Here is a 19812-nt window from a genome sequence, read left to right on the forward strand (position 1 = left end):
GGCGCGGCGGTCGCGGCGACCGGCTGGGTCGGTTCGGGTGCGGTCAGGATCAGGCCGGGTGCGGTCGCCGTCGGCGGCTGCAGCGGCGCCTGCACGGGAGCAGCAGCCTGTGCGGCGGCGCCTTGTGAGTTGTCAGCTTCGGTCATCGTCGTTCCCCTCGGTGGCCTACTCCGCGAGCCGGCGCCCGCGTCCCCTGTCACACACTCCGTGACGCGCACACAATCTAACCGGTTCCCGGTCACGCGGACACTAACGTCCTGCGACCGTTACCGGCGCATTTGCCGATTTCGGAGGGTTCAGCCCCGGTCGTAGGTGACGAAGGTGAAGCCGTCCAGCGGCGTCCGGGCGGTCTCGGTCCAGGCGGAGCGATCGAAGGTGGGGAAGGTGACGTCGCCGTCGGGGGACTGGTCGACCTCGGTGAGTTCCAGGCGGTCGGCGTACGGGAAGGCCTGCCGGTAGATCTCGCCGCCGCCGGCCACGTAGATCTCGCCCTCCTGCTTGAGGGCTTCCTCGACGGTGTGGACGACCTCGACGCCGTCCGCCTCCCAGTCGTGCTGGCGGGTGACGACGACCGTACGCCGGCCGGGCAGCGGGCGGCCGATCGAGTCGTAGGTCTTGCGGCCCATCACCAGGGTGTGACCCAGCGTCAGCTGCTTGAAGTGCTGCAGGTCTTCGCGGATCCGCCAGGGCAGGTCGTTGTCGCGGCCGATCACGCCGTTCGCGCCGACCGCGGCGATCAGGATGATCGTCATACCGCGATGGGCGCCTTGATCCCCGGGTGCGGGTCGTACCCGACCAGCTGGACGTCCGCGATCTCGTAGGAGTCGATCGAGTCGCGCTGGGTCAGCTCCAGCGTCGGCAGCGGCCGTGGCTCGCGGGTCAGCTGCAGCTTCGCCTGGTCGAGGTGGTTCAGGTAGAGATGCGCGTCGCCGAGCGTGTGCACGAAGTCACCGACCTCGAGCCCGGTCTGCTGGGCGACCATGTGCGTGAGCAGCGCGTACGACGCGATGTTGAACGGTACGCCGAGGAAGATGTCGGCCGACCGCTGATACAGCTGGCAGGACAACCGTCCGTCGGCCACGTAGAACTGGAACATCGTGTGGCAGGGCGGCAACGCCATTCCGTCCACGTCGGCCACGTTCCACGCGTTGACGATGTGCCGGCGCGAGTTCGGGTTGTTCTTGATCGACTCGATCACGGCGGCGATCTGGTCGATGTGCCGGCCGTCCGGAGTCGGCCAGGAGCGCCACTGGTACCCGTAGACCGGCCCGAGCTCACCGTCGGCGTCGGCCCACTCGTCCCAGATGCCGATGTTGTTCTCGTGCAGCCACTTCACGTTCGTCGAGCCGCTGAGGAACCAGATCAGCTCGCCGACCACGGACCGCAGCTGCAGCTTCTTGGTCGTCACCGCCGGGAACCCGGCCGTCAGGTCGTACCGCGCCTGATGCCCGAACACGCTCAGCGTGCCGGTCCCCGTCCGGTCCCCCTTCTCGACCCCGTTGTTGAGCACATGGTCGAGAAGATCCAGATACTGCTGCATGCCGCAAAACTAACAGCCATGCCTGCGTGACCTGGGCTTGGCACACCAGGTGTCCGCAAAGCGGTCCGAGGCGGCTGGGACACTTGGTGGGTGAGCGAAGTGGATCCGCGGGACGAGGGGCCGCAGTACGTGATGCCGTTGGTGGTGCGGTTGGAGAAGACCGAGCCGCCGGCGTTGACGGACGCACTGGAGACGGCGGCGCGCGCCGTACTGGCGATCCTGGCCGACGAGCGGTCGACCGGTGAGGGCGAATGGGCCGAGATGATGACGGCCTGGCAGGACGCGCGGATCCGGAAGGTCGTCCGCCGGGCGCGCGGCGGCGAGTGGCGGAAGGCGAACGAGCTGCCGGGGATCACGGTGACCGGCGCGACCGCCGAAGTACGGGTGTATCCGCCCATCCCGCTCGACGGCTGGCCGAAGGAACTCCTCAAACTCCAGGTCTCCGGTACGAATCTCGAAGACACTGAGCCGCCGCCTGCCGCAGACCTGGGGGAGCCCGTCCTCTGGCTGAATCCGGAATTGGAGATGTCGGCCGGCAAGGCGATGGCCCAGGTCGGCCATGCCGCCCAACTCGCCTGGATGGTCCTGTCCGACGAGGACCGCAAGCTCTGGCGCGAATCGGGCTTCGCTCTTTCAGTCCGTACGCCGTCCGCCGCGCGCTGGGCGACCCTGCTGACGAGCGGCCTCCCCGTCGTACAGGATGCGGGCTTCACCGAGATCGATCCCGGCAGCTACACCGTCATCGCTGATCATCCAGCGCTGACGCGGTAATGCAGGTGGGTGACCCGGTCGCCTTCGATGACGGTGGGGTTCTCCAGGAGGAGCTGAGGGCCCGTGTAGTCGCCGAAGAAGCGTTTGCCGGTGCCGAAGACGACCGGGACGACGTTGTAGGAGAGCTCGTCGACCAGGCCGGCTTGAAGCGCTTGGCCTGTCAGCGCTCCGGCGGCCAGCGAGATGTCTCGGTCGCCGGCTAGCTCCTTGGCTTTCGCGACGGCCTCCTCGATGCCGTTGACGAAGGTGAAGGGGGCGTCCGGGAAGGGCCAGTCGGTGGGTGGGTTGTGCGTCACGACGACGACATGCTGACCGAACGGCGGGATGCCTTCCCAGCCGTTGGTGAGGTCGAAGAGATGCCGGCCGCAGATGGCGACGCCGACCTTCTTCCACGCATTGTTGATGTAGTCGGCGCTGGCCTGGCTGACGTGGAACGGGCGGCCCTGGTCGGTGCCGTAGACCTCGACCGGCCCGTTGCCGTACCAGTCGAACAGCGGGCCCACCTGGTCCTCGGTGTCCGCGACGAAACCGTCCAGCGACACGACGGCGGCGGCGATGACGTTGCCCATGGCTACTTCTCCTTCGCGACGAGCTCGGCGAGACGGTCCATCGAGTCGCGGATGCCGTGTTCCATGCCGTGCTCGATCGCCTGGTCGCGGCTCTCGACGGAGGGGAAGACCGACTGCTGGTGCAGCCGGACGCCGGTCGCGGTCGGCTCGAACGTCATCTTCTCCAGGCAGACCTCGCCCGGAGCGCCTTCCCACTCGAAGGTCTGGATGATCAGCCGGTCCTGCTCGACGGTGTGGAAGACGCCGCGGAAGGCGTACTCACCGGAGTCGTCCTTGTGGATGTAGCGATACGTGCCGCCCGGGCGTACGTCGTACTTCTCGATGGTCGCCTCGAGTTCGCGCGGGCCGAGCCAGGCGGCGACCAGGTCGGGGTCGGTGCAGACCCTGAACAGCTGGGCCGGGGTGGCGTCGAACTCCCGGGTCACCTCGACGAACGGCGTACCGGCGGGGGTGTTGATGACTGTGTCGCTCATTGCTCCTGCTCCTGTTCTTTGACGTTTTTCAGTACTGCGTCCATCCGGCGGAAGCGACGTTCGGTCTCCAGCCGGTATTCGTCGATCCAGCTCGTCAGCGCCTCCAGGGCGCTCGGCACCAGGTGGCACGGGCGGCGTTGCCCGTCCCTGGTGCGGGTGATCAGTCCGGCGGCTTCGAGCACCTGGATGTGCCGCGACACCGCCTGCTTGGTGATCGGGAACGGTTCGGCCAGCTCGTTGACGGTGGCCGGGCCGCGGGACAGCTGCGCGATCATCGCCCGCCGGACCGGGTCACCGAGTGCGGTGAACGCCCGGTCGAGCTGCGCATCGTCAACCGACATCTTTATCAACCATTTCCTTGATCAACCGATGTGTTGAATATAGGCAGCGGCCGAGGAGGCCGTCAAGTGCCGATTTTTAGCAACTCTGGTTGACAATTGTTTGTTGTCAACCTAAGTTGCTAATCATGGAGAAGCTGACCGATCCCACTGATCCCGGTACCGGGCTGGCGGCCGTGGTGGCGCTGCGCCGGCTGGCCGACCGGCTGGAGGACAGCCAGGTGGAGGAAGCGATGCGGACCGGCTGGAGCTGGTCCGACGTGGCCGAGGTGCTCGGAGTCACCCGGCAGGCCGTGCACAAGAAACACGCCAAGCGGCTGATCGCCGCGGGTGTCGCCCTGAGGAGGCGCTGATGATTTCCACTGATATCCGGTCCGTACTGATCCGCGATGCCCGCGAGGAGGCGATCCTCGACGGCTCGCCGGCGGTCGAGGCCGAGCATCTCCTGCTCGCTCTGGCCAGACAGGAGTCCGGCACGACGGGCCGCCTGCTGGCCGAACACGGCCTGACCCGCGACGCGATCCGGGCCGCCCTGGACCGCGAATGGCAGGGCGGTCTGTCGGCCGCCGGCCTCGCGGTGCTGGTCTCGGAGTTGCCCAAGGCAACGCCCGACCCCGGCCGGAACGTCGGCTTCGCCGAGTCGGCCAAGCAGACCCTGAAGGCTGCCGCCGACTACGCCCGCAGCCAGGGCGCCAAACGCATCGACGGTGGCCACGTCCTCGTCGGCATCCTCGATGCCCGGCTCGGCCGGGTCGCTCGCACCCTCGCCCTGGCCGGCATCGACCGCGAAGCCTTCGCCGCCGCTGCCCGAGCAGCCTCGCGTGACTAAGTAGTGCGGAAGGCCGCCATCATCGCCATGTCCTCGTGTTCGAGGTTGTGGCAGTGGATCAGGTATTTCCCCTTGTGGGCAGTGAATTTCACCAGCACCTCGACCACTTCGGCGGGCTGGATGTCGACGGTGTCCTTCCATCCGTGGTCGTACGGACCCGGCTTCTTCTTGCCGCCGCGGCTGAGCACCTGGAACGGCGCGAGATGGACGTGCACGGGATGGTGCACATCGGTGACGAACGACCAGACCTCGTACTGATCCAGTTTCACCTCGGCCTGCATGACCTTCGGATCGAAGGCCTTTCCGTTGATCGTCCAACCGATGTGGTCACCTGCGTTGCCCCGGCGAAAAGCCCACTTACGGCGTACGACGCCGGCCGGCTCCGGCACTTCGGCGTACGACGAAAGCTTTGCCGGGATCGTCGTGTCGTCGGTGATCCTGCCGGTGACCCGGAAGCGCATCACCTGGCCGGTGCGATCCTTGGCGAGCTTGTTCAGCAAGGTGACCTCGGTGCCGGGCTGGTACTTCGAGAAGTCCACGATCACGTCGAATCGCTCGGCGGGTGCGACGACGAGGCTGTCGTGCTCGATCGGTACGCCGAGCAGTCCGCCGTCGCTGCCGATCTGGATCAATGGCCGGCCCGGGTCGAGCGCGAGTTCGTAGCGGCGGGCGTTCGAGGCGTTGAGGATCCGGAACCGGTAGCGCGCCGCCTTGACTTCAAGGCTTGGCCAAGGTGCGCCGTTGACCAGGACGACATCGCCGATCACGCCTTCCATATAAGCCGACTCGACGCCCGGTCCGTCCTTGGCGGCGGGGTAGCGGAATGAACCGTCGGCTGCGAAGGCGCGGTCCGCGATGACGAGCGGGATCTCGCGTTCGTCCCTCGGCAACGGCAGCGCGTCTTCCTCGTCGTCGCGGATCAAGTGGAGTCCGAAGAGGCCGCGGTAGACCTGCGGAGCGGTGTAGTCCATCCGGTGGTCGTGATACCAGAGCGCAGCGGCTCGTTGCGTATTCGGATAGGTGTAGGTGCGGCTGCCCGTCTTCTGGTCGCCGCCGGACATGTCCATGTGACCGTGGTCGTGGCCGCTGATTGGGTTCAGCAGGTCGAGCGGCCAGCCGTCGCTGGCAGCAGGAGTGTGGCCGCCATGGAGATGCACTACCGTCGGTACTTCGAGTTGGTTGACCTGCTCGACCACGATCGTCCGCCCGCTCCTGGTGTCGAACGTGGGGCCGGGAAACAGTCCGTCGTACCCCTGTACTTCGGACCGCAGGCCGGGCAGGATCTCCAGACTCGCCTTCTTCTGCACCACTCGGTAGTAGTCGGTGTTGCTGTCGGTTCTTATGGGCTTCTTCACTGGTGGGATCGGCAGGGGCACCTTGAAGGGGTCGGGGAGCGGGGTCTCGCTGCGCAGTAGTTCGGCTGTTTGACCGGGGGAGGCTTCGAGGCCGCATCCGGTCAGGGTCGCGGCGATACCGGTGCCTCCGGCAACAGCCAGGAAGGTGCGGCGGGACAGGGTCATTGCTTGACCTCCAGGCGGCTGCGGCGCGCACCGGGCCGGAAGGACCAGATGGTCAGCGCGACGACGCCGATGACGATGGCTGTGCCGAGTGGCACGTGGACGGCGAAGTTCTGGAGATAGCCGAAGATCAGCTGGAGGAACTCCGCGACGAAGAGCAGGACCGTCGCGCCGGTGGGCCATAGTCGGCCGCCGGCTCGCCAGTAGATCAAGGCGATCAGGAACTGGATCATCGAGAACATCCAGATCGTGGAGCCGATCGGGCTGTGCAGGTTCATCGCGTCGGCGTCGCCGGAGAGGTAGTAGCCGGCGAAAATCGGCTGCGCGACGACGAGGGTGGTGTGCAGCAGCAGGGTGATCCGCAACGCCCAGAGACTCGCCTGCGGCCGGCGTACGGGTGTCGGTTGATCACCCGCGCGCGCACGCCCGGGGGCGGGTGGGTTCGGTGTGACGACTGGCTCCGGCTGCGTCATGCCGGCACCTGCTCTTTTGCTTGCTTCTTCGGCGTACGACGGGTGCCCGCGGCCGGCCGACAGGTCCAGACGGCGAACGCGATCGTGGTGCCGACGAGCGCGACGCCGAGCGGAATGTGCAGAGCCAGGTCGTGCCGGTACCCCATGGCGATCTGGACCGCCTCGGCGGCGAGTATCGCCAGAGTCAGCAGCACGGGCCAACCGCGCCCGCCGGACCGCCAGTAGATCGTTGCTATCAGCAACTGACCGAGACAGAGAAAGACGACACCGAGACCGATCGGCTCATGCACCCGCACCGCGCCGGCCGAACCGTCCAGATAGGCCCCCGCCAGCACAGGCTGCAAACAAACCGCCACACCATGCCCCACCGCCACCACCCGAAGCACCACCAAAGACTTCATGGCTCACATAGTAGTAGTCTGTCTACATGTAGCGCGACAGGGTATTTCCGGAGGCAACCCCGGAACGCAGGCGAACCCCCGACTGGGACTCCCAACCGGGACGTCCTCCGCAACGCCCCACCTCGAGGACCACCTCCCGCCCGCTCACCTCGCGCACAACGTCGCTCCCAGCCTCGAGCGCCACCTGAGCGCCCCACCGGCGCCCGCGCGGTCGCCTCGTGCTCAAGGTCGCCCCCGCCCCGCCGTGGCTCCGACCTCTTCGCCGGGCCGGCCACTTTGAGCACTGCCTGAGCGCCGATCCACGCCCCGCGTACTCACCTCGTGCTCAAAGTCGCCCCCGCTCCCGCCGTGGCTCCGACCTCTTCGCCGAGCCGGCCACTTTGAGCACCGCCTGAGCGCCGATCCACGCCCCGCGTACTCACCTCGTGCTCAAAGTGGAGGGGCAGCTGCGGGAGGTGGGGCAGCGTGGGGGTGGGCTGGGAGGGGGTGGGGGTTAGGTGAGGGCGCCGAGGGGGGAGACGCTGATGCCGGCTCGTTCGCAGACCCAGTGGGGGTCGGGGCCCAGTTCGGGTTCGATGCGGAGTTCGTGGTCGTTGAGGTCGTCGCACGCGGTGCAGCGGGGCCAGCGGATGCCGGAGTCGACGAGCCGGTCCTGAAGGTCCTGGGCGACCAGCCCGGCGATGTGCTCCGCCCCGTCCGGCCACTGATCCAGCCACCACTGCCGGCCGGCCACCACGTCCTCGAGCAGAGACACCATCACGGCGTCGTCGAATCCCCGCGCGGCCAGGTCATGAATGACCATCGCGCGAGCGGTCAGCAGGACCCCAGGCTCGTTCATCGCCCTTCAGCCTGCCAGACCCCACCGACAAAACCCCATCCTCGCTATCGGGATGGGGTCAAGTCGCCTCGGGAGAGGTCTTCAGAAGCACCCGCCGGAAGCGGCTCCGCCCACGACACCAGAGTGGCGCCTGCTCTGCCTGCCGCAGGCGCCGCCCCGGCCGCAAGCGGCTCCGCCCCCCGACGTCGGGGCGATGTGCTCAGTTGCTTGCCGAGAGGACGGGTGGGCTGGGCGCCGGAGTGCTGGACCGGTGCCCTCCCTTGCTGTGGAGCGCTTCCTGGGTGGCTAGCTGGCGGCGGGTTCGCAATGCGACTTGGGGGCGATGCGGTCGGCCAGGCGGAGCTCCTTGGCGGCTGCTGCTCGTAGTACGGCGCTGAGGCGGGTGCGGACGGCGTACGAGCGGCGGGTCGGCTCCTGGTACTCCTCAACGGGAGCGTTCGGTAGGGCGGACTGGGCGACGGCTCGCGCGTTCTCCACTGCGGTGTTGCCGGCGATGAAGTAAGTCATGGTCGTACTGCTCCCTTCCGGTGAGCGTGGTGATCAGAACCAGCGGCCGGACGGCCGTGGTTGAACAGGGTGTTGGTTCAGTTGCGCGGTGCGGGACCGCTGCTCGAGCGGACGAGCAGCTCGGTCGGCAGCAGGACCTGGCGTTTGGTGAAGGCGGGATCGAGCAGCACCCGGCCGACCATCCGGCCCTTGTCCTTGATGGGCTGCCGGATCGTCGTCAGACCGGCCGGTTGCGCAGCCGGGATGTCGTCGAAGCCGACCACGGTCAGGTCCCGGCCGGGGATCAGTCCGCGGGTCTTCATCGCCTGCATCGCACCCAGCGCCTGGACATCGCTCAGGCCGACGATCGCGGTCGGCCGGTCCTGCGAGTCGAGCACCAGTTCGGCCGCTCGGAGCCCGGAGTCGAAGGCGTTGTGGCCGCCCGAGACCAGCCTGATCCGGGCGTCGGGGAGCGACTTCTGCAAGCCCTGGATCCGCAGCTCGCAGTCGCTGCAGCCGACCTCGTCGAAGGACAGCTCGATCGGCCGCTCACCCGGTGCCTCGGTGTTGTCGACCAGCACGACCAGGTCGCGGTGCCCGAGCCGCGCCAGGTGGGCGCCCAGCTTGGCCGCCGCCTCGACCTCGTCGATCGCAACCCAGGAGAGGGCTGGGTACTCGCTGCGGCTGGTCGAGACGGTGGGTATGCCGCGCTGCTTCAGGATGTCCAGGGCCGGATGGCCGGCGGTGACGCAGAAGATCGCCGCCGCGTCGATCGCGGCCTGCTGCACCGCATTGGCGCCGCCCTGGATGTCCGACGACGGCAACGGCGTCAGCAGCAGGCTGGTGCTGAACTCCTCGGCGACCTCGGCGAGGCCTGCCAGGAAGCCCACGGCGTACGGATCGGAGAAGGCGTAGGCGAGCTTGTCGGTGAAGAGCACACCGACGGCGCCGGCCTTGCCGCTGCGCAGGGCGCGCGCGGAGGCGTCCGGACCGGCGTACCCGAGCTCCTGGGCCTTGGCCAGGATCCGGTCGCGGAGTGCGGCCGACAGCTGGTCCGGCTTGTTGTAGGCGTTCGAGACGGTTGACGGCGAGACGCCGACGGCCTGCGCCACGGTCTTGATGGTGACTCCCGCTGCCATCGTCCGAACCCTTCTGTGAGCAGTCTTCTGTATCGTTCTTCTAAATCGTTCTAGAAAAACGATACAGAACGTCTCCGGAGAGCGCAACACCTATTTCTGACCGGGCTGTGCGAGGCGATGCAGGATGATGTCCTGCATGGGTTCGTTGCTGGAGGTCATCGCTCTGCATCCGGCCGATGCGGAAGCGGCTCAGGAGGGTGGCGCGGACCGGCTGGAGCTGTGCGCGTCGATGGAGGCGTCCGGGCTCTGCCCGTCGGTCTCGACGGTGAGCGCGATCCGCCGGGTCACCGATCTGCCGTTGCGGGTGATGCTGCGGCTGACCGACTCGTTCCTGACCAACGGCGCCGAGCTGAACCGGCTGACCGCGATGGCGCAGTCCTATCTGTCGGCCGGCGCGGACGGGTTCGTGTTCGGCTTCCTGACGCCGGACAACCAGGTCGACGTGGAGTCCACCGCGGCGCTCGCGAGCACGCTCACCGGTACGCCGTGGACGTTCCATCGCGCGATCGACGCCGTACTCGAACAGCGCCCGGCCTCGCGTGCTCTGCGGAGCCTGCCGGGACTCGACTGCGTGCTCACCGCCGGGTCCTCGCTGGGGGTCAGCCACGGGCTGGACGACCTCACCGGGCTGGCCAAGGAGGACCCGCAGGTGGCGAAGGTGATGATGGCCGGCGGCTCACTCCAGGCCGAACACGTGCCCTGGCTGTACGGCGCCGGCGTACGCCGGTTCCACGTGGGCTCGTCGGTCCGGCAGGACGGCTCGTGGACCAAGGCGTACGTGAACTCCCGCTTCGTCCGGGCCTGGCGCAACCTGCTGGACGCGCAGGACAGCAAGGAGCAGAACGCGTGATCCTGATCGACCCACCGGTCTGGCCCGGCTGGGACCGGGTCTGGTCCCACCTGGTCAGCGACGAGTCCCTGGAAGAACTCCACGCCTTTGCCCGTGCAGCCGGCATCCCGGCTCGCGCCTTCGACCGCGATCACTACGACGTACCGTCCGACAAGTACGACGACCTGATCGCGGCCGGCGCCACCCCTGTCGCCAGCCGAGATCTCGTCCGCCGCCTCATCGCCTCCGGTCTCCGGCACCGCAAGGGCAGCTGACCTCACACTTCTGCGGTCTGCCTCGTCGGACAGGATGAGGGGACGGCGAGCGAAGGAGTGGACGAGTCGTGAGTGACCAGAGTCTGAGCGCGATCATGAGTGAGCGGCGACAGCTGATCAACGTCGCTTATCGGTTGCTCGGGTCGCTGGTGGACGCCGAGGACGTCGTACAGGACACCTATGCCCGATGGTATGCGATGTCACCCGAGGAGCAGCAGGAAATCCGGTCGCCGGGGGCATGGCTGACGACTGTTGCCAGCCGGATTTGTCTCGACCTGCTTGGGTCGGCGCGGGCTCGGCGGGAGAAGTACGTCGGCGAGTGGATCCCCGAGCCGCTGCCGGGTTCTGAGGAATCGACGGTCGATCCGGCGGACCGGATCACGCTGGACGAGTCGGTGAACATGGCATTCCTCGTTGTCCTGGAGTCGATGACGCCGGCCGAGCGGGTCACCTTCGTGCTGCACGACGTGTTCCGGTACCCGTTCAAGGAGGTCGCGGAGATCGTCGGCCGTACGCCGGCTGCTTGCCGGCAACTCGCCACCTCGGCCCGCCGTCGGATCCGGGCCGCCGAGGCGCCCGTCGTCACCACCGCACAGAAGGCCGACATCGTCCGGGACTTCAAGCGAGCCTGGGAGGCCAAGGACATCAACGCACTGATCGGCCTGCTCGACCCAGACGCGGTCTCGATCGCCGACGGTGGCGGCATCGTCCCCGCGTTCATCGACCCGATCGAGGGCGCCGAACGAATCGCCACCCTGCTGGTCGACCTCGCCGGCCGAGCACCGGATCTCCACTTCTCCGAACGCACCGTCAACGGCCAGCCCGGCCTGGTAGCCGAACGAGCCGGCGAAATCGCCGCCGTCTACGCCTTCGACGTCGTGGACAACCGGATTAAGCACCTCTGGATAGTCCGCAACCCAGAGAAGCTCGGCCCCTGGAAAACAGCCTGACTCCCAACTCACAGCAGAAAGGATTGCGTAAATGGATTCGTCCTATCTCGGCGCATACTGGGGAGAGGCGGGAGTCCGTCGAGGTGTGCGCCGTGCGTCTCGCCAGATGTCTTGCTGGGTTAGCAGACGTGCATCCGTTGTTGTCAGTTTGGTATCGAACTGCTCCGCGCCGAAGTGCAGCCAATGTGAAAATCGACACCGAAGTCGCAGCGCTGGCTGAGATATTGCTAACGAACCGCTCGAGTTCCGCTGGGGATCGCGGGTCGGCCGTCGACAAGTTGGGATTCTCGATAGCACTTTGGAATGGTGCTGATCCTTAAATAGGTATGATGGGCCTCTTCGGGGCGTATCCAGCGACCAAGGGCATACTGAACTGCTTCTCGCTGAGTCTTCCCCCTCTTGACGAGATACCAGAGTTCCGCGACACCTCCATTGCGCGGCGGATCTTGAAGGTCATGATTGATGTGTGGGAGCCGGAGTGGGCGACCTGGAGTTCGTATGAGGGGCATGAACTGCAAGCGCCCGCTCCTCGGCAGCCGGTGATCGGTGTGCTCACCTATTTGACCGGGGTCGGCGATTCGCTGGACTCTCTTGGTGACCTTCCGGATGTCGAGCCCTATCGCGATGGTCTATTACTTGGATTCGACCATGCCGAGTGGCCTGTGTCCGAAGTACTCGAGTTGAAGCAGAAGCTGGTCTGGGTCGGTGCCCTGCGCCCAGTTGCATAAAAGTGGCGCGGCCGAAGGCGGAATCGCCTATGCTTTGAGGATTCCTAGTGTGGTGAGGGGTTCTTGTGCGCGATGACAACAGCTCGGCTGGGGGCCCGTTGCGCTGGGTCGGAGGCGCGAACCTGCCTACGAAGGGCGGGTGGCGTATCAACGCCACGGAGTTCTTGGCTGAACTCGTCGTCGACCACAACTTTCTTCTATTGCGACTCCGGGGCCCGCTTCCTCGGCTGACGCGCGCGGAGACTCTCCGGATGGATCCAGCTCAGCTTGCAGAAGTTTTTCCTATCCGGGCAAAGATTCGCTTTCGTGGTGTGGGATTCAGGCGAGTGGATGGTCGCGAATACTACTTCAAGACTTTTCATATCGATAACATCTTGCACGCCTTGCAGCGATTCGGATTTCCGGTGTCGCCTGTCGCGCAGTCAGCCGCCAAAACTATGGCGAATGAAGCCCTGATTGGAACCCTGTCGTCAGATGGACCAATTTTCGGTCGTTAAGTCGGAAGGTATTCGGATCTTCCTGCGAGCATTGAGTCAGCGTGCGGGAGATTGGCGCATACTGGACCACTGGGAAGGCGATCTCACTGCCATCGGTGTCATCTGGAAAGATCATCCGGAGCGTCTCGCATACATCAGCTCCTGGGAACAATCGGATGATTCCTACTTTGTAGAGCTAGAAAAGAATGCGGAAGATGACGCATACGAAGTTGAGGCGCGGGTTGAGCGATGCGACCTCGACCACGCGCTCGAGCTGGTCGTAGAGCATCTTCAGATGTCCTAGGTGTATTGGGGGATGGCGAGTGAGTGAGCTGGTTGAGGCGATTACCTGGCTAGGGACGGAGGCTGTGCTTTGCCTGTTCGTGGTGGGGGACGCTGCCGTGGTGAGCCAGGCTCCGGTGGTGAGTGGCGTGGAGGCTCCGCGCGTCGTGAAAAGTTACTACTTGGACGACCCCGATGCGCGTCTCGGCGGCAGGGTGGTTTATGAGCATGATTTGGTCTTCAGTGCCGTACCTGCGAATCTCGAATCCCTCGTCCGGACGTGGCTTGACGCTGCGGTCGATGCCGGCGCCGAGCTCGCCTGGTTCGCCTTCGAAGGATCGTTTCACTTCGACCATCTGCTGACGCCGGACGTCGCCGATCAGGTCTACGGCATAGCAGATGCGAGCGGCCTGGCCACCGCTCTGGACGATGCTCACCGAGCCAGCGACCTCTGGACTCGCGCGCTGGAGAACCGTCTCAAACGCGAATAGACCCCCACGATGGCGGGACCACTTTTAGTCGAGGAGGTCGGCTATGGATGCGTATGCTTCAAGCCCGAGACGCTGGATTCATCGGATCAGGTATCCAAGCGCGTCTGGAGATGCGGTTTGTGCGGGCTGAGGGGGCAGCGGTGGATGATTGAGTGTCCTGTGTGCGGCCATGTTGGCCTTCGGTCTGTTCCGTATGAGACCTGGCCTCCGCCGGCGGATCAGGTGTTGACACCGCCGTACGAGGACTTTCTCGGGCGGCCATCTTATGAGGTTTGTTCGCGATGTGGCTTCGAGTTCGGTAATGACGACAATCCGGGTACAGGTGAGCCAGTCTCGTTCGAGGAGTATCTGCGGGAGTGGAAAGCTGAGGGCAGGCCACGGTTCGGCGAGGACGCTCGCAGCCTGGGGAGTGCTGAAGAGGAGGATTGATCGGGTTGCCCGAAACACCTGGTGAACGTCGAAATCACTTCGGCCGGCCTGGGATCGTCCTGACAAATGCGGAAGAGGTTCTAGATGCCGTCTATTGGTATTCCCGGGCATGATGATGACCCGTGGATGGTTTCGAAGCGGTCTTTTCGGGCTTTGATGGAGGAGGCCAGGGATCTCGCGGCTGATCAGGAGGAATGGCAGACTCTTATGCGGGCCGAGGCCTTGGACGGGCTTCATTTTCAGTTGCTGGACGAAGCGTTGGTGAAACGGCTGACTGTGGTGGTTCGGGCCGCTGCATTGTCTGTTCGTGCCCGGCTGCTGGCGTCGTTCGACGATCTTGATCAGCGTGATCGTGAGTTCACGGAGTACTTGAGGGTGCTGATTCAGTGGCTCGACGTGTATATCGCAGAATTGGCTGCCTAGGCCGCCTTAAACGCGAGTAGGCCCCCACTGGGGTGGGGGCCTACTTTTAGTCGAGTAGTTCGGTTACGGTGCCGGCGGCTACGGTTCGGCCGCCTTCTCGGACGGCGAAGCCTAGGCCGGTGTCCATGGCTACCGGGGTGGACAGTTCTACGCCGAGTTCGATGGTGTCGCCGGGCATGACCAGGGTGATTTCACCGAGGTCGATGCCGCCGGGGACATCCGTCGTACGGAAGAAGAACTGTGGGCGGTAGTCCGCGGCGAACGGGGTGTGCCGGCCGCCTTCCTTGGTGGACAGGGCGTGCAGCTGCGCCCGGAACTTCCGGTGCGGGCGGACGCTGCCCGGCAGGGCCAGCACCTGGCCGCGGCGGACCTCGTCGCGCTTGACGCCACGCAGCAGCACGGCCGCGTTGTCGCCCGCCTCGGCGGACTCCAGCGACTTGCCGAACGTCTCCATCCCGATCGCCACACTGCTCACGGTCTCACCGAGACCCACCACCTCGACGGCGTCGCCGAGGCGCAGCGAGCCGCGCTCGACCGCGCCCGTGACGACGGTGCCCCGGCCGCTGATGGTGAGCACGTTCTCGATCGGCATCAGGAACGGCTCGCCCAGCTCACGGTCCGGCACCGGCACGTAGTCGTCGACGGCGTCGAGCAGGTCGCCGATCGCCCGCATCCACTCGGGGTCACCCTCGAGCGCACGCAGACCGGAGACCCGTACGACGGGAACGTCGTCGCCCGGGAAGCCGTACTCGTCCAGCAACTCCCGGACCTCCAGCTCGACCAGGTCGAGCAGTTCGGGGTCGTCGACGGCGTCCGCCTTGTTCAGCGCGACCACCAGGTACGGCACGCCGACGCGTTGCGCGAGCAGCACGTGCTCGCGGGTCTGCGGCATGGCGCCGTCCTGTGCCGACACGACCAGGATCGCGGCGTCCACCTGGGCGGCGCCGGTGATCATGTTCTTCACGTAGTCGGCGTGCCCGGGCATGTCGACGTGCGCGTAGTGCCGGTTGGCGGTCTCGTACTCGACGTGCGAGATGTTGATGGTGATCCCGCGCTGGACCTCCTCCGGCGCCCGGTCGATCCCGTCGAACGCGACGAACGAGTTGAGGTCTGGGTAGCGCTCGGCGAGCACCTTGGTGATCGCGGCGGTGAGGGTTGTCTTGCCATGGTCGACGTGACCCATCGTGCCGATGTTGAGGTGCGGCTTGGTCCGCACGAACTGGCTCTTGGCCATGATTTTTCCTTTGCTGGTCAGAAGATTCTGTCGGAGCCAGGACCCCCGGCCACGCACCTTCGGCACAGCAGTTCGTACTGCGGCGAAGGGGGGCCGGTGTGCCGTGCCACCCTCCTCCGCGGGTCCTGCTTCAGCAGGAGGAGGGTCGGCTTCGCGCGCCGGTGAACAGATCCTCTGACGTCCACGCAGCAGCGCCCGTCAGGCAGACGCCTGACAGGAACGCAGCAGTATCCACGCGTAACATGTCGATCACGGTAGATGTCAACGCTGCCCCCGGCAACGTAATTCCCTAGCTCAGATACCTCGCCTTGACCGAGGGCTCGAGCTTCTCGACGGCGTAACGCAGGGCGGGTCGCTGCAGCTCTCCAGCATGATCGTCAAGGAACTTCAGCAGACCTGGTTCGTCCAGAACACCCGCGTATTTCAAGGCGATCCCGACCGGTTTGGAGACGACCGGGTCACTGTCGGCGAGCAGCAACTCGGCCAGTGCGAAGAGATCGATGAGGTCACTCGAGGTGCCGAAGCGGGCGAAGTACAAGGGCGCTGTGATCGCAGTACGCCGTCGTAGTGGGTCGCCAGACGTTGCTAGCTCGAACAGCGGGGCTCTGGGCCGGCTCAGCATGTAGCGGCCGACTACGTGCGGAGCGGCGCGGTCGACCATGTCCCAGCTGTCGATGGCGTCGTGGCGGTCCAGGTAAAGCTTGTAGACGGCGTGGTCGGGCTGCTTCGCCTTGCGGGCTTGGAAGTCGAGCACGCAAAAGCCGGCCAGCCTTGCCTCGTACGACGGTTCGCTGAGCAACCGGTCGACCTCTGCGAGCGGCAGTGCTGTGAACGCCTTGGCAGTGTCGAACGTGGCTCGCATAGGAACACCCAGCACCTCGCCGGAGCCCGGATAGTGCTTGTGAACCACCTCGCCGGGCTTGGCGTGCTCCTGCAGCGTCTGGACGAGCGCTGCCGCGGTCAGCTCCATCTCTGGAGACTAGTGCAGTTGGTGGACGGCGATCCTGGTTGCAGCGGCTAGGAGGGCGTCGTTGGAGGGGGCGTCTGGGGTTGGGCGGGTGGTCAGGATGGTGAGGACGATGGGGGCTCGGTCGGGGGGCCAGATGACGGCTATGTCGTTGCGGGTTCCGTAGCTGGCGCTGCCGGTTTTGTCGGCGACCTTCCAATCGGTGGGAACACCTGCGCGGATCAGCTTGTCGCCGGTGGTGTTGCGCTGCATCCAGTCGGTCAGTAGTTCGCGCTGGGCGGTGTGGAGCGCACAACCCAGCAGGTAGGCCCGGAGATCCTTGGCGAGAGCACGTGGTGTGCTCGTGTCGCGGACGTCGCCAGGGGTCGCCTCGTTGAGCGTGGGCTCGGTGCGGTTCAGGTTGGTCGTCCGGTCGCCGAGCTTGCGTACTGCGGACTGCACAGCAGCCGGGCCGCCGAGTTCACGGAAGAGGAGGTTGGCGGCAGTGTTGTCGCTGTAGCGGAGTGCCGCGTCGCAGATCTCGCGCAGCGTCATGCCGGTGTCCACGTGCTTCTCAGTGACCGGGGAGTACGTCACCAGGTCTTCCTTGGTGTACCGGATCACCTTGTCCAGGTCGTGGCCTTCGCGAAGCAGAGTGGCCGCCAGCAGCACCTTGGAGGTAGAGGCGAAAGCGAAGCGCTCGTCGGAGCGGTAGGTAAGAGTCCTTCCGGTGCCGGTGTCCAAGGCATACACACCCAGCCTGGCGTCGTACTGCTTCTCCAGGTTGCTGAAAGACGCGGGTTGAGCTGCGGCTGGACTGATGCAGCCGAGAGTGAGCAGGAACAGTACGGAGATCGCTACGGTTCGTCGCATAGGAGACCAGACGCTACATGTCCGGACTTAGTTCAAAGCAAAGAGGCGCGTGTTGTCCGAGAAGATCGGGCGTCCGTCGGCGACTGTGACGGCCGGTTTGTCGCAGGTGACCTTCTTGGTGTCTGCGACCGAGGCTGCGGTGGGTCCGGCGACGATCGGCCGGGGCTGGATGCCCGTAGTGCCGATCATGACCGGCGAGCAGGTGCCGTCGGCTTGCGGCATCAGTGTGACCACGCGGCCGTCCGGCAGCATCCCGAAGCCGTCGCGCGGGTACTCAGGCCGCTGTAGCTTCGGCGGCACTGGTAGCAGGTGGTGCCACTGCGTAGAGCCGTCCGCTGGGCTGACTGCCGACACGTCGTAGTTCTGTGCTTCTCCAGGCTCGTTGCTGGTCCGACACGTCACCAACACCAGGGATGCGTGAGTCGCAGTGAGCTGGGCGTCGCAGGAGGATGTCCCGAGTCGCGGCCGCGGCGTACCGGGGATAGGTGATGCCCAGATGGCACGGCCTTCGCCGACGTCCACTGCCCACTGGTAGAGCGTTCCGCCTGCCGCTCCCGTCCAGACGAGCCCGGAGACCTCGCGGCTGTCCGGTACGGCGACCATGTCGCCTACCCAGGTCGTCGGGTCGAGCTCCGAACTCAGCTCGAACCGGATGCCCAGGTCGGCTTCCCAGAGTTGCTTGCCGGTCTCCAGGTCGAGTCCACGCGCCACAGCATGGTTGTCATCGCACGCGTCGACCACGACGGCTTGGTCAGCCAGCAGAACGCCCTGCGTCACGGCGCATTGCAGCCGGGCCCGCCAATGGGTCGGGTTGCTGACACCGTGTGCCACGACGTACTTGCCTTCAGCCACGAGCAGCTGGTCGGCGTTCACGGCAAGCGCAGTTCCGTCGGTGTGTACCTCGGTGAGCGGCTTGCCAGTCTTGGCATCCAGTACGGCGTACGTCGGCAGCTCGATGCCGCTCGGGGCCCGGTCGCCGGCGTATGGGAGGTGGGCCGCCAGCGTCTGGCCGTCACCGGAGACCAGGAGGCCACGGGACCCACTGGAGGCGGCGCCGTCGACATCCGCGCGGGCGTAGCGCCAGCGGATCTGTCCAGTGGTCGCGTCGGACATCACCACGCCGTCTGAGCGCAGTTCGGCGACACCACCCGCAGTACCGGCGATCGCACCGGTTGCTGGGACTTCCCGGCTCCAGGCGAGCTCTCCGTCGAGCTGCACGGGGAGTACGCCCGGCGGCACGGTCGTAGTCGTACTCACCGTGTTGGCCGTTTCAAGCCTGGCCTGCACGAACGGCTCGCCAGCCGACACAACGATCCAGGCGAGCAAGGAAGCGCAGACCACGGTCACGCCGAGGGCTAGAAAACGCGGTGGCGCCAGTGCATAAGGCGGTGCGAGCCGTAGGCGCCGGGCGAGGGCTAGGAGTCCTCCCGCGAGCACCAGAGCGACAGAGGCGAGCATCAGGTACGGCCAGCGCTCGCTCATGGCTGCACCCGGCTGTGCTGCCGGCCAGCGCCACCAGCACACACCGATCGCGACCACGCCTAGTCCGACTAGTGCCAAGGCGGGGATGGTCACGAGACGTGGCTGGGCCCGACGGAACCATGCACAAGTTAGGGCGGCTGCAATCGCAGTACCGGCTATCGGTGCCCAGACCGGGAAGCCGGTGGCTTCGTCGGGAGCAGCAGGCCAGTGTGCTGCGGCACCGAGGCCGCGGCCGAGTAGTACGGAAGCTGCGACGATCACACCGAGCGCAGCACCCAGGTAGATCATCGGGATCAGACCAGAGATCGGGCGGGCCGCCTTGGGAGCCCAGTTGGACAGCTCGCGTTCCAGGTTCTCCCGGGCGGCGGACTCCCACTGCTCGTGACCACGGCTGGTCGCATACAACGGCGTACCGGCCAGGCCTTGCAGGAACGTCATCCGGCCGCGAGCGAAGTCCCGGTCGCTGATGTGCCCGTACTCCTCGCGGATCCCGACCGCATACTCGTCGTACCGGTCAGCGGGAAGACTCAGGATGCGCAGGTCCGCGTCACACAGGACAGCACCATTCGCGTCGTCCGGGTCGCAGTCGTGCTTGGCCGTGAGCCGGATCAGCCGGCCGACTTCCTCGACCTGCTCAGCCGGTACGCCGTACGCCGACAGCTCGAGTTCGGCCAGTTGCGCCGAGACCTCTTCGTTCTCGCCCGGATCAGCGGTCGGATCGTAGATCGCGTCGTGGAACCAGGCCGCCAGCCGGACGGTGTCGGCGTCGTCGGCCAGGTCGGCGAGCTGGTCGATCGCCTCGAGCATCTCGGTCAGGTGCCGCTGGTCGTGGTAGTGCCGTTGTTGCTCTGTGTAGCGAGCGAGCAGGTCGTCGCCCAGCGGCTGCGCGTGCGGCAGCAGGCGATTCCACTGGTCGCGCAGGTCCATGGCTGCGAGTCTTGCACCCGTTTGAGGCCTGTACCGACCGATCGGGGGTTCCCGGTTAGGGTCGTGGCCAAAGCGATATCGCCTTGTCACCAG

Annotated in this window: 27 protein-coding genes; 12 read left to right on the forward strand and 15 right to left on the reverse strand. The window is 66.0% G+C overall.

Annotated features, from left to right (window positions below):
- Window positions 1–296: 296 nt before the first annotated feature.
- Together ABZ004_RS30020 and ABZ004_RS30025 are read right to left on the reverse strand one after the other, a co-directional pair.
- On the reverse strand, window positions 297–752 hold the full coding sequence (locus ABZ004_RS30020; RefSeq protein WP_355684437.1) for a dihydrofolate reductase: 456 nt from the start codon (window positions 750–752) through the stop codon (window positions 297–299).
- The gene (locus tag ABZ004_RS30025; RefSeq protein ID WP_355684438.1) at window positions 749–1540 is read right to left on the reverse strand and encodes a thymidylate synthase; all 792 of its coding nucleotides are present in this window, start codon (window positions 1538–1540) and stop codon (window positions 749–751) included. Before ABZ004_RS30025 ends, ABZ004_RS30020 begins: the two co-directional genes overlap by 4 nt.
- 90 nt (window positions 1541–1630) lie before the next feature.
- Here ABZ004_RS30025 and ABZ004_RS30030 point away from each other — a divergent pair, with 90 nt between their 5' ends.
- Window positions 1631–2311: a peptidyl-tRNA hydrolase gene (locus ABZ004_RS30030; RefSeq protein WP_355684439.1), complete on the forward strand. Its 681-nt coding sequence runs from the start codon at window positions 1631–1633 to the stop codon at window positions 2309–2311.
- Here ABZ004_RS30030 and ABZ004_RS30035 read toward each other — a convergent pair.
- From ABZ004_RS30035 to ABZ004_RS30045, 3 genes are read right to left on the reverse strand one after another with little or no spacing between them, the layout of a single operon-like run.
- On the reverse strand, window positions 2290–2880 hold the full coding sequence (locus ABZ004_RS30035; protein ID WP_355684440.1) for a dihydrofolate reductase family protein: 591 nt from the start codon (window positions 2878–2880) through the stop codon (window positions 2290–2292). The two genes, ABZ004_RS30030 and ABZ004_RS30035, sit on opposite strands and share 22 nt — an antisense overlap.
- A 2-nt stretch (window positions 2881–2882) precedes the next feature.
- A complete protein-coding gene (locus ABZ004_RS30040; protein WP_355684441.1) occupies window positions 2883–3353 on the reverse strand; it encodes an SRPBCC family protein in 471 nt (156 codons plus the stop codon).
- Window positions 3350–3694 carry a metalloregulator ArsR/SmtB family transcription factor gene (locus ABZ004_RS30045; RefSeq protein ID WP_355684442.1) on the reverse strand — a complete coding sequence of 115 codons (345 nt, stop codon included), beginning with the start codon at window positions 3692–3694 and terminating at the stop codon, window positions 3350–3352. The genes ABZ004_RS30040 and ABZ004_RS30045 overlap by 4 nt, the downstream gene beginning before the upstream one ends.
- 125 nt (window positions 3695–3819) lie before the next feature.
- Here ABZ004_RS30045 and ABZ004_RS30050 point away from each other — a divergent pair, with 125 nt between their 5' ends.
- Window positions 3820–4044: a hypothetical protein gene (locus tag ABZ004_RS30050; RefSeq protein WP_355684443.1), complete on the forward strand. Its 225-nt coding sequence runs from the start codon at window positions 3820–3822 to the stop codon at window positions 4042–4044.
- The gene (locus ABZ004_RS30055) at window positions 4044–4520 is read left to right on the forward strand and encodes a Clp protease N-terminal domain-containing protein (protein WP_355684444.1); all 477 of its coding nucleotides are present in this window, start codon (window positions 4044–4046) and stop codon (window positions 4518–4520) included. The genes ABZ004_RS30050 and ABZ004_RS30055 overlap by 1 nt, the downstream gene beginning before the upstream one ends.
- Here the strand turns inward: ABZ004_RS30055 and ABZ004_RS30060 are convergent.
- The 6 genes from ABZ004_RS30060 to ABZ004_RS30085 form a co-directional block, all read right to left on the reverse strand.
- Window positions 4517–6040, reverse strand: coding sequence for a multicopper oxidase domain-containing protein (locus ABZ004_RS30060; protein WP_355684445.1), 1524 nt, complete (start codon window positions 6038–6040; stop codon window positions 4517–4519). The genes ABZ004_RS30055 and ABZ004_RS30060 overlap by 4 nt on opposite strands.
- The gene (locus ABZ004_RS30065) at window positions 6037–6510 is read right to left on the reverse strand and encodes a hypothetical protein (RefSeq protein WP_355684446.1); all 474 of its coding nucleotides are present in this window, start codon (window positions 6508–6510) and stop codon (window positions 6037–6039) included. The genes ABZ004_RS30060 and ABZ004_RS30065 overlap by 4 nt, the downstream gene beginning before the upstream one ends.
- The gene (locus ABZ004_RS30070; protein WP_355684447.1) at window positions 6507–6911 is read right to left on the reverse strand and encodes a hypothetical protein; all 405 of its coding nucleotides are present in this window, start codon (window positions 6909–6911) and stop codon (window positions 6507–6509) included. The genes ABZ004_RS30065 and ABZ004_RS30070 overlap by 4 nt, the downstream gene beginning before the upstream one ends.
- A gap of 493 nt (window positions 6912–7404) precedes the next feature.
- A complete protein-coding gene (locus ABZ004_RS30075; protein WP_355684448.1) occupies window positions 7405–7749 on the reverse strand; it encodes a hypothetical protein in 345 nt (114 codons plus the stop codon).
- Window positions 7750–8034: 285 nt separating this feature from the next.
- Complete coding sequence (locus ABZ004_RS30080) at window positions 8035–8256, reverse strand: hypothetical protein (RefSeq protein ID WP_355684449.1); 222 nt, start codon at window positions 8254–8256, stop codon at window positions 8035–8037.
- Between the two features lie 77 nt (window positions 8257–8333).
- Window positions 8334–9374: a LacI family DNA-binding transcriptional regulator gene (locus ABZ004_RS30085; RefSeq protein ID WP_355684450.1), complete on the reverse strand. Its 1041-nt coding sequence runs from the start codon at window positions 9372–9374 to the stop codon at window positions 8334–8336.
- A 136-nt stretch (window positions 9375–9510) separates the two neighbouring features.
- Here ABZ004_RS30085 and ABZ004_RS30090 point away from each other — a divergent pair, with 136 nt between their 5' ends.
- From ABZ004_RS30090 to ABZ004_RS30130, 9 genes are all read left to right on the forward strand, one after another.
- Window positions 9511–10224, forward strand: a complete 714-nt coding sequence (locus ABZ004_RS30090) for a copper homeostasis protein CutC (RefSeq protein WP_355684451.1) — start codon at window positions 9511–9513, stop codon at window positions 10222–10224.
- On the forward strand, window positions 10221–10478 hold the full coding sequence (locus tag ABZ004_RS30095) for a DUF4031 domain-containing protein (RefSeq protein ID WP_355684452.1): 258 nt from the start codon (window positions 10221–10223) through the stop codon (window positions 10476–10478). The genes ABZ004_RS30090 and ABZ004_RS30095 overlap by 4 nt, the downstream gene beginning before the upstream one ends.
- Before the next feature lie 68 nt (window positions 10479–10546).
- Window positions 10547–11428, forward strand: coding sequence for an RNA polymerase sigma factor SigJ (gene sigJ, locus ABZ004_RS30100; protein WP_355684453.1), 882 nt, complete (start codon window positions 10547–10549; stop codon window positions 11426–11428).
- Window positions 11429–11451: 23 nt separating this feature from the next.
- Window positions 11452–11748 (forward strand): Imm52 family immunity protein, encoded by a 297-nt coding sequence (locus tag ABZ004_RS30105; RefSeq protein ID WP_355684454.1) that lies wholly within the window; start codon window positions 11452–11454, stop codon window positions 11746–11748.
- Window positions 11749–11883: 135 nt separating this feature from the next.
- Entirely contained in the window at window positions 11884–12156 is a 273-nt protein-coding gene (locus ABZ004_RS30110) for a hypothetical protein (protein WP_355684455.1), read from the forward strand.
- A 251-nt stretch (window positions 12157–12407) separates the two neighbouring features.
- Window positions 12408–12653, forward strand: coding sequence for a hypothetical protein (locus ABZ004_RS30115; RefSeq protein WP_355684456.1), 246 nt, complete (start codon window positions 12408–12410; stop codon window positions 12651–12653).
- The gene (locus ABZ004_RS30120) at window positions 12631–12936 is read left to right on the forward strand and encodes a hypothetical protein (RefSeq protein WP_355684457.1); all 306 of its coding nucleotides are present in this window, start codon (window positions 12631–12633) and stop codon (window positions 12934–12936) included. The genes ABZ004_RS30115 and ABZ004_RS30120 overlap by 23 nt, the downstream gene beginning before the upstream one ends.
- A gap of 19 nt (window positions 12937–12955) precedes the next feature.
- Window positions 12956–13405: a hypothetical protein gene (locus ABZ004_RS30125; protein WP_355684458.1), complete on the forward strand. Its 450-nt coding sequence runs from the start codon at window positions 12956–12958 to the stop codon at window positions 13403–13405.
- 513 nt (window positions 13406–13918) lie between these two features.
- Window positions 13919–14257 carry a hypothetical protein gene (locus tag ABZ004_RS30130; RefSeq protein WP_355684459.1) on the forward strand — a complete coding sequence of 113 codons (339 nt, stop codon included), beginning with the start codon at window positions 13919–13921 and terminating at the stop codon, window positions 14255–14257.
- Window positions 14258–14303: 46 nt separating this feature from the next.
- On the opposite strand, the gene tuf is transcribed toward ABZ004_RS30130, so the two are convergent.
- The 4 genes from tuf to ABZ004_RS30150 all read right to left on the reverse strand — a co-directional run bounded on the left by tuf (window position 14304) and on the right by ABZ004_RS30150 (window position 19719).
- Window positions 14304–15491 carry an elongation factor Tu gene (gene tuf / locus ABZ004_RS30135; protein ID WP_355684460.1) on the reverse strand — a complete coding sequence of 396 codons (1188 nt, stop codon included), beginning with the start codon at window positions 15489–15491 and terminating at the stop codon, window positions 14304–14306.
- Between the two features lie 289 nt (window positions 15492–15780).
- Complete coding sequence (locus ABZ004_RS30140) at window positions 15781–16461, reverse strand: DNA alkylation repair protein (RefSeq protein ID WP_355684461.1); 681 nt, start codon at window positions 16459–16461, stop codon at window positions 15781–15783.
- 9 nt (window positions 16462–16470) lie between these two features.
- On the reverse strand, window positions 16471–17310 hold the full coding sequence (gene bla / locus ABZ004_RS30145) for a class A beta-lactamase (protein ID WP_355684462.1): 840 nt from the start codon (window positions 17308–17310) through the stop codon (window positions 16471–16473).
- A 27-nt stretch (window positions 17311–17337) separates the two neighbouring features.
- Window positions 17338–19719, reverse strand: coding sequence for a hypothetical protein (locus tag ABZ004_RS30150; RefSeq protein WP_355684463.1), 2382 nt, complete (start codon window positions 19717–19719; stop codon window positions 17338–17340).
- Between the last annotated feature and the right edge of the window lie 93 nt (window positions 19720–19812).

The organism is Kribbella sp. NPDC006257, assembly GCF_040613535.1.
Classification (GTDB): Bacteria; Actinomycetota; Actinomycetes; order Propionibacteriales; family Kribbellaceae; genus Kribbella.